This window comes from Pseudoalteromonas sp. MelDa3, assembly GCF_002863625.1.
Taxonomy (GTDB): domain Bacteria; phylum Pseudomonadota; class Gammaproteobacteria; order Enterobacterales; family Alteromonadaceae; genus Pseudoalteromonas; species Pseudoalteromonas arctica.
Genome location: NZ_PJBR01000247.1, coordinates 1 through 8,370, shown reverse-complemented (window position 1 = coordinate 8,370; position 8,370 = coordinate 1). Strand labels below are relative to the sequence as shown.

8 protein-coding genes are annotated in these 8,370 nt (G+C 37.3%); 7 read left to right on the top strand and 1 reads right to left on the bottom strand.

The window, feature by feature from the left end; genetic code table 11:
- The 6 genes from CXF89_RS20495 to CXF89_RS20470 all read left to right on the top strand — a co-directional run.
- A partial coding sequence (locus CXF89_RS20495) for an SIP domain-containing protein (protein ID WP_145990860.1) occupies positions 1 to 366 on the top strand: 366 nt, incomplete at its 5' end.
- A 141-nt stretch (positions 367 to 507) separates the two neighbouring features.
- Positions 508 to 1,497 (top strand): LLM class flavin-dependent oxidoreductase, encoded by a 990-nt coding sequence (locus CXF89_RS20490; RefSeq protein ID WP_010552915.1) that lies wholly within the window; start codon positions 508 to 510, stop codon positions 1,495 to 1,497.
- Positions 1,498 to 1,779: 282 nt separating this feature from the next.
- The gene (locus tag CXF89_RS20485; protein WP_121955620.1) at positions 1,780 to 2,793 is read left to right on the top strand and encodes a patatin-like phospholipase family protein; all 1,014 of its coding nucleotides are present in this window, start codon (positions 1,780 to 1,782) and stop codon (positions 2,791 to 2,793) included.
- A gap of 418 nt (positions 2,794 to 3,211) precedes the next feature.
- Complete coding sequence (locus CXF89_RS20480) at positions 3,212 to 4,618, top strand: alanine/glycine:cation symporter family protein (RefSeq protein ID WP_076924661.1); 1,407 nt, start codon at positions 3,212 to 3,214, stop codon at positions 4,616 to 4,618.
- A gap of 128 nt (positions 4,619 to 4,746) precedes the next feature.
- Positions 4,747 to 5,808 (top strand): patatin-like phospholipase family protein, encoded by a 1,062-nt coding sequence (locus CXF89_RS20475; protein WP_121955619.1) that lies wholly within the window; start codon positions 4,747 to 4,749, stop codon positions 5,806 to 5,808.
- Between the two features lie 347 nt (positions 5,809 to 6,155).
- Positions 6,156 to 6,560, top strand: a complete 405-nt coding sequence (locus tag CXF89_RS20470; RefSeq protein ID WP_121955618.1) for a hypothetical protein — start codon at positions 6,156 to 6,158, stop codon at positions 6,558 to 6,560.
- Between the two features lie 154 nt (positions 6,561 to 6,714).
- Here the strand turns inward: CXF89_RS20470 and CXF89_RS20465 are convergent, their stop codons facing one another.
- Positions 6,715 to 7,278 (bottom strand): lipid-binding SYLF domain-containing protein, encoded by a 564-nt coding sequence (locus tag CXF89_RS20465; protein ID WP_007583197.1) that lies wholly within the window; start codon positions 7,276 to 7,278, stop codon positions 6,715 to 6,717.
- Between the two features lie 149 nt (positions 7,279 to 7,427).
- On the opposite strand from CXF89_RS20465, the gene CXF89_RS20460 reads away from it, so the two are divergent.
- Positions 7,428 to 8,370: site-specific integrase (locus CXF89_RS20460; RefSeq protein ID WP_121955617.1), on the top strand; the 943-nt coding region annotated here is incomplete at its 3' end.

Genomic DNA, 8,370 nt, shown 5'->3' with positions numbered 1-8,370 from the left:
ACAACGGTAAATGCAATAAAAGAGTATGAGAAGCAATTACCTTTATTTTCAAAAATTGATGCCTTTGTACATGTACCCACCGAAAAAGACATTATTGATTTAGAAACAAGCCGCGATGTTAATTGGCTTGTTACCGACAACGCTGACGAAGCGCTACTTAGCGCGCTTCAAAATTTGCACATTACAGCAGAGCCTCCCATTGTATTTATGGCATTGGAAGCTGGGCTTGTACGTAGGGCAAAAACACAGCTAACAGAGCAATTTAATATACCGCGCAGTAATATTGTTTCCTCAGGTTATTGGAAAAAAGGCGTAGACTCAGAAGGCTATAAAAAGCAGCGCCAACGTGATGCACAGCTTGCCTGAATACCTTAGAGCAAAATAACATATACCTATTTTGCTTTAATACCTCTGCGTAACTTGAATTGACCTAATAGCAGACCCATTTAAGTGTTTTATGCTAATGATGTAATCCATTATTAGCATGCATTTTTAGGAGCTGCTATTTTGTTGAATTCCATTCCTTTTTCGTTATTAGAACTTGCCCCCATGATCAAAGGGGACAGCGTTACTAACACTCTTCATAAAAGTACTAAATACGCCCAACGTGCAGATGAACTTGGCTTTAACCGTTTTTGGCTTGCTGAGCATCATAATATGCCTGGTATAATTTGCGCTGCCACTTCTATTTTGGTTGGCCACATTGCAGGTAATACCAAAAAGATACGCGTTGGATCGGGCGGTATTATGCTGCCAAACCACTCCCCATTAGTTGTTGCTGAACAATTTGGTACGTTAGAGAGCTTATATCCTGGGCGAATAGATTTAGGACTAGGGCGTGCCCCCGGCAGTGACCAAGTAACGAGTCGTGCACTAAACAACGATATGAGCCGTGCAGAAAACTTCCCGGGTGAAGTAACTGAACTGCAAACCTTGTTAGGTCCTTATAACGGCACGCATCCTATACGTGCTATACCGGGTGAGAACACAAACGTTCCTATTTGGTTATTAGGCTCGAGTTTATTTAGCGCGCAACTAGCGGCGCAAAAAGGGTTACCGTATGTATTTGCAGGGCATTTTGCACCGCGCTTCGTGCACGACGCAATAGCGTTGTATAAGCGCGAATTTAAAGCATCAAGCGTACTTGATAAGCCATACGTCATGCTTGCACTGCCTTTAGTGGCAGCAGACACCGACGATGAAGCGCAATACTTGTCGACTACTTCTAAGCAACGTGTGCTCGAACTGATACGCGGTAACGAGCTGTGGCTAAAACCACCTGTTGAAAGCATGGACGGGTTATGGAGCGAACAAGAACGCGCTCATGTAGAGAACTTTTTAAGTCTAAGCGTAGTAGGCGGACATGTAAGTATTAAACACAAGTTAGAGATGATAGCGAAACAGCTAGAAGTTGATGAGTTTATATTTACCAATGATGTATTCGATAGTGAAAAACGCCACCGTGCACTCGAAATTTTAATGGAAATAAAGCACTAAAATATAGTTAGTTAAGCAAGCGTACACTCTGGGCTTGTTAACATACAGACATCATCAAAAGTTAAACTTTTTTAACTCATTTTATTAACTTTAAGTGATGTCTGTATTTGTTATTTAAATATTCAAAGTAAATTTGATTGCTATTTTTAGTATATATTTTGCTTTACATACCGTTCTGTTTTTTCAATCGAACTGATTTAAATAATCAATTTTAAGATATCACTTTTATTTTTTATAATGTATGTATTAAACCAAACATCATTAAATAAAGGTAGGTTCACCGTGAAGTCTCTAAATAGCGCAACAGCTAATTCAGTTAACAAAACAGCGCAACCAAAAGTTGCACTGATTGCTGAAGGTGGCGGGCAGCGAGGGATCTTCACAGCTGGCGTACTTGATGCGTGGTTAGAGCAAGAATATGACCCATTCGATTTATTCATTGGCACCTCTGCAGGTTCGCAAAACTTAACTAGTTACTTAGCGCGTCAAAAAGGCTATGCCAAACGCCTAATTAGAGGGCTTTCGCGTAACAAACGTTTTTTTCAGCTTGGTCGCGGATTAGTGGGTAAGCATATAGTTGATTTAGATTGGTACTTTGACAAAACCACTGAAGTAAACAGAGCTATAGATTTCAAAACAGCGAAAACGAGTTTAGGTGAGCGTGAACTACTTATAACAGCAACAAACGCACGAGACAGAAAAGCTTATTATTTATCGCCAACAGGTGAGAGTGGTCAATGGCGTGATTTGTTAAAGGCTTCTAGCGCACTCCCGTTTTTATACAAACAGGGTGTAAAGTTAACCCCTTGGTTAAACGCAAAAGCAGCTAACGAAATACACCTTGCTGAAGAGCAAGTACAGAGCGATTTTTATCTAGACGGCGGTTTAGCCGCTCCATTACCAGTGCGTGAAGCTTACAACCGAGGCGCTCGTAAAATTGTGGTAATAAGAACGGTTGACGCTAATTTTCAAGCGCAATCTGCATGGGTACAAAAGCTAAGAGTATTTGCTATAGCATCAGGCTATTGTCCAAAAACATTGGACTACTTAATACAGCACGAGAAAGCGTATTTAGACGAGCTTGAGTTTATTGCAAACCCACCAAGTGATGTTGAAATAATACAAATTTTTGCAGACGAAAAACTGCATAGCAAATTATTAGGTAGTTCAAATAACGATTTACGTTTTGATCATAAATTAGGCTTAGATGCCGGTCGCTCATACTTAGCAATGCAAAATTTACAGATTAACAGCAACAACCATTACAGTGCACCTACACAATACAGCTATAACTAATTAAATATAATTACAAAAAAGCGCATAACTTTATGCGCTATTTTTTTGCCATTATTAATCCTCATTACGCCTCATAAAACCTTACTGCATCAAAATAAAAACTATTGCATCCCGCACCTATGCGCAAAATAAAATACTGAATATTAAAAAGATATTATTGATTTTTTAACTAATCAATATAAAGTGTAGGTGTGATTTATTATTCATATTTATAGAAATAAAATTCAATGTTGAATGTGCTTGCTTACAGATTATTAAACACCAATACACACTTCACTATCGGGTAAAGCCAAACTTAAACACTATTATGTTTAATGCATAATGAGCTGCCGGATTTTTAAAGTTGAGTAGCGCTACATGCAGAGTTTAAAGTCGGTGCTAACATAAAGTAAAAGTATAAAATAAAAAGGGATTAGTAATGTTCGATACCGTCGTCAAAAGTGTAAACAACCTTTTATGGGGAGAAGGTCAGGTACTTATTTATATACTTTTGTTTACAGGTATATGGTTTTCGGTACGACTAAAAGCAATTCAAATACTTAAATTTAAACATATGTTTAGCCTTTTAAAAGGCAGCAGCAAATGTAAAAAAGACGACATTTCATCATTCCAAGCGTTGTGTACAGGGCTTTGCGCACGAGTAGGTACCGGTAATTTAGCCGGTGTGGCAGTGGCAATTTCACTTGGCGGCAGCGGAGCTATATTTTGGATGTGGGTAATAGCCATATTGGGTATGGCTACAGGCTTTGCTGAAAGCGTACTTGGGCAAGTATATAAAGTGCGCGATAGTGGCGGCGAGTTTAGAGGCGGCCCTGCGTATTATATTCAACAAGGTTTGGGTAGTCGGGCGTTTGCAATTGTGTTTGCCGCGTGTTTGTTTTTAGGTTACGGCTTTACGTTTAGCGCAATGCAAACTAACACAATTACCGACGCACTTAATTACGCGTTTGAAGTTCCTACATTTTATTCAGGCCTGGTTATTACTGTACTAGCCGGCTCAATTATACTCGGTGGCTTTAAAGCAATTGCCCGATTTGCAGAGCGTGTTGTGCCAATAATGGGCATTGTGTTTGTACTTGCCGCCGTTATTATTACGATTATAAATTTCACGCAAGTACCTGCCATGCTTAAAGATATATTTTTATCGGCGTTTGGTTTACAAGAAGCCGGAGCGGGTGCAATGGGCGCAGCCATTAAAAACGGTATTCAACGTGGTTTATATTCTAATGAGGCCGGTGCAGGTAGTGTTCCGCATGCTTCAGCAAGTGCCAGCCCAATTCCTAATCACCCAGTAACGCAAGGTTACATACAAATGCTAGGCGTATTTTTCGATACAATAGTACTGTGTAGCTGTACCGCAGTGATCATTTTATTAGCCGATATAGACATAAGCGGTGAAATGGAAGGCATTCGTTTAACACAAAGTGCGATGACCGCTCATTTAGCACAAGGTGGTGTTTATTTTGTAGCAGCCGCTATTACCTTATTTGCTTTTACATCGGTAGTGGCAAACTACGCCTATGCAGAGAGCAACTTGCACTTATTTAAGCTCGACAACAAAGTAGGGCGCGGCATTTACACTTTGCTTTATTTATCAATGATGTTGTGGGGCGCGTCGGCCACATTAAAAGAAGTCTGGGATTTAGCCGATATTGCCTTAGGGTTAATGACAGTGGTTAACGTTATCGCTATTATACTGTTAACGCCGACTATTTTGTCTGTTACGAGCGATTACCACGCACAAAGAGACAAAGGTTTAGAGCCCGAATTTAAAGTAAAAGATGTAAAAGTACAGGGCAAATGCGAAGACGGCATTTGGGACTAATTCAGCACACTTAACTATAAAAAGCGGTTTTATGGCAACATAAAGCCGCTTTTCATTTTGCATAAATATTCACTTTAAGTATTATGAAAATAACTAAAGCAACCAAAATAAAAGGCACAATTTTTTAGATGATCGAGATTCACGCAGGGAAAACAGCGGCTAAAATTATTAACGAACAGGGCTTTAAACCTGAACTTTTCACCTCTTTTTTAGGTGCAAGTGGCGGCCCTAAATGGTTTACTTTATTTGGCTTAGATAAATATATTTTTGGTGAATTTTTTAAAAATCGTACCCAACCACTTAATTTAATTGGGTCATCTGCCGGCGCTTTTCGCTCTGCGTGTTTTGCACAAAACGATCCTGTTGCTGCCATTGAGCGATTAGCAAAATCGTATTCGCAAACTCGGTACTCAAGTAATAAACCAACACCAAGTGAAATAACAATAAAAGCGCGCGCATTACTTGAAGATGTTTTTGGCGATAACGGCGTCACCGAAATTATTAATAACCCAACATTTAAAGCACACTTTATAGTGGCAAAATCGAATGGCTTTATTGCCAGCGAAAATAAATTAATACAGTTAATGGGTTTATCAAAAAGTTATATGTTAAACCGCGTTAACCGAAAATTATTAGGCTCACAGTATGAGCGCTTTATATTTGGCCCAGCAACAAGTGACTTATCAATTACCGACAGCTACAATTTTAAAACGCAAAACATAGCGCTTACTCAAAATAATTTAAAAGATGCATTACTTGCATCGGGTTCAATACCACTTGTTATGCAAGGCATAAAAAATATTACAGGCTCGCCGCAAGGTATGTATCGCGATGGCGGAATAATTGACTACCACTTTGATTTAAAAATAAATAACCCTGGCTTAATTTTATATCCGCATTTTAATTCAGAGCCAAAAGCAGGGTGGTTCGATAAAAATTTAAAACGTAAAGTATCACCACTTAATTACGATAATGTAGTGATGATCACTCCATCAAAAGAATTTGTAGCAAGCTTACCGTACGGAAAAATCCCAGACAGAAACGACTTTACCGATCTTGATGCAGATACGCGTATTAAATATTGGAACACCGTGTTTAGTGAAACTGAAAAGTTAGCCGAGGCGTTTGATAAAAAATTAACTGTAAGAGAAAATGTTCTAGATATAGACTATTGCGATAATAGGAAATAATAAATTGAAGAGTTATCCTGTAATGATCGAAAAAAATAAAATAACAATCACAGCCATTTTATATTTTTATGTAATATTCTGTTCAATCTCATATCAATGGGGATTTTGGCTCAAATTTGATATAAATATTTTATCCTATATAACACTGACTGAAATAGCAAAAAATACCGTATACCCAGCGCTACCTGCAGTATTTATATTTCTTTTGTTTTTTAGGCACAGCGGCAGGTAGTAATTCAATTACGGAAAATACAAGATTAGAAAAAGGCCCTAATAAAATACAAAGAGTAATAAACTCTATTGTAGCTATAATTTTTATTATAAATACATCATTAATAATATTCATCATGATTAAACAAGGTACTACAGCAAGCGGCTATGAAAAGTTGAAAGGAATATATCCGTTTATATCATGTCTAGTTTATATTGTTGTAATGTTGAATCTTAGAAAGACGAATATAAAAACCTTACCTCATATAGGGTTGTTTACAGCGGTATTTCTACCAACAGTTTTTTTCTTTGGAGGTACTTTAAAGTCGGATGAAATATTGAATGATAGAGAATCTGGGAAGTATGTCGTTTTTGAAAAGGGTATTTGTACCTCAACTAAAAATGAAAAGTATAAGTACATCGAAGTAATTGATAACAAAGTATTCAGTATCTCACTAAAAGATAAGAGCCTCTGCATTAGAAAAGCTGAAAATTTTAAACTAGTCGATTTTAAGATAGATAGCAGTACTATTTATCTATGAACTAATTTTAATAATGAAGTTAATGAATTTGTTTTAGCCAGAGAAAGGCTAGTATATAACAACCCATAAATTACGTTATGTTAAATTGAATGGGTTTTAATAAAGCGAGCGTGATTATACAAACCAGCTCGCTTTTAGGAGAGTAATTTGGTGGTTAATTAAGCTCTGAATCAACCCAAAACTTAGTTCCTTTTAATACAGCTTGTAGTGCAAGGCCATTTTCGGTTACAGAATATACAGTAACTTGATCTGCAATCGCTTCGGCAACCAATGCACCGCCTTTATCTTCATATTTTGCTGCTGCATCAGCGTTTCCGCCAAATGCCCAACCATGTTCAATAAATCTGTTTAATGCGGCTTGGTTATGAAAAACCATTACAACGTTAAAATCTTTAACGCCTAAACCAAGTCCTAAACCGGCTTCGCCCATATTCATGTAAGTCGATTTACCTGTGAGATTATTTCTAACAACACCGTAACCACCGCCAAAGCTAGCAAGCACTACATTTACATTCGCATTATCGAATACAGCATAACCAGCAGAGTTAGCAATTTGTTTTTTAACATCAGGTTTTTCAGCGTATAATTTATCCAATGTGTTTGCTTTCATACTTTGTACAAGTGAACGTTTTTCGCTTGGTGATGCACTACCTGTAGTAGCACACCCAGTTAACGCAACTGTTAAAGCAAGTACGCTTAGTATAATTAGTTTTTTCATAATGTTTTCCTTAATAAGATATAGCAACCAACAACCATAGAATAATCACGGTATTAAAATAATTAGAACTTTACTATGTCCAATACTAGACAGTATCGGACTTTAGCGTTATTCTGTAAGTCTATTATTTAATTGAATATTTATACATTATGCTTGTTGCTTTGGTTGATACGTTAAAACAATTAAGATATCAAATTGCCCATCTAGATGACGGTACTCTCAATTCAGAATACCCAGAACTTGCATCCTTTATACAGGAAATTGGCTTGACTGTAACTGAATCAAAAGCTGATCTGACATTCTTGTATCAGTTTTTATATGTTTATGGCCGAAAGTCAGAAGCCACTTATAGTCGTTTTCGAAATGAGCTTGAACGCTTTTATTTATGGTCGTGGTTAATAGCAGAAAAATCAGTATTCGATTTAAAACGCGAAGATATTGAAGCTTACGTTGATTTTATGGTCGAACCCGATAAAGCATGGGCTGCAACTTCAGTGCAATGGCGTTATAAAGATGAACAAGGAATTCGTCGATTAAACCAAAACTGGCGCCCTTTTATGCTTAAAGAATCCATTGCTAGTCAGCAAACTTTATCGTCTATGTTTACAGCATTAAATGTGTTTTATAAGTTTGCCTTACTAGAAGAAAAAACATTTGCTAACTTTGTCCCTGTTGTTAAAAAAAATAGTCCGTACTTAGTTGTTCAATCACAAATTCAAATTCCAGACACATTAAGCGATATTCAATGGGAATACGTTTTTGGTGTAACGCGTGATTTATGCGAACATAACCCTGATTTAGAGCGAAACTTATTTACGCTTGCCTGCTTAAAAGGTCTTTATTTACGAATTTCAGAATTATCTGAGCGCCCACAATGGTCGCCGGTAATGTCTCATTTTTGGCAAGATAATGATGGATTTTGGTTTTTACGTATAATGGGTAAAGGTAATAAATTACGAGATGTAACCTTAAGTGATGATTTTGTTGAATATTTAAAACGATATAGATTATATCGAGGGCTGCCTGCCCTTCCTCGGGTTGATGAATCTGAGCCGTTAGTTCATAAAATTCGCGGTCAAGGTGGTATGACCG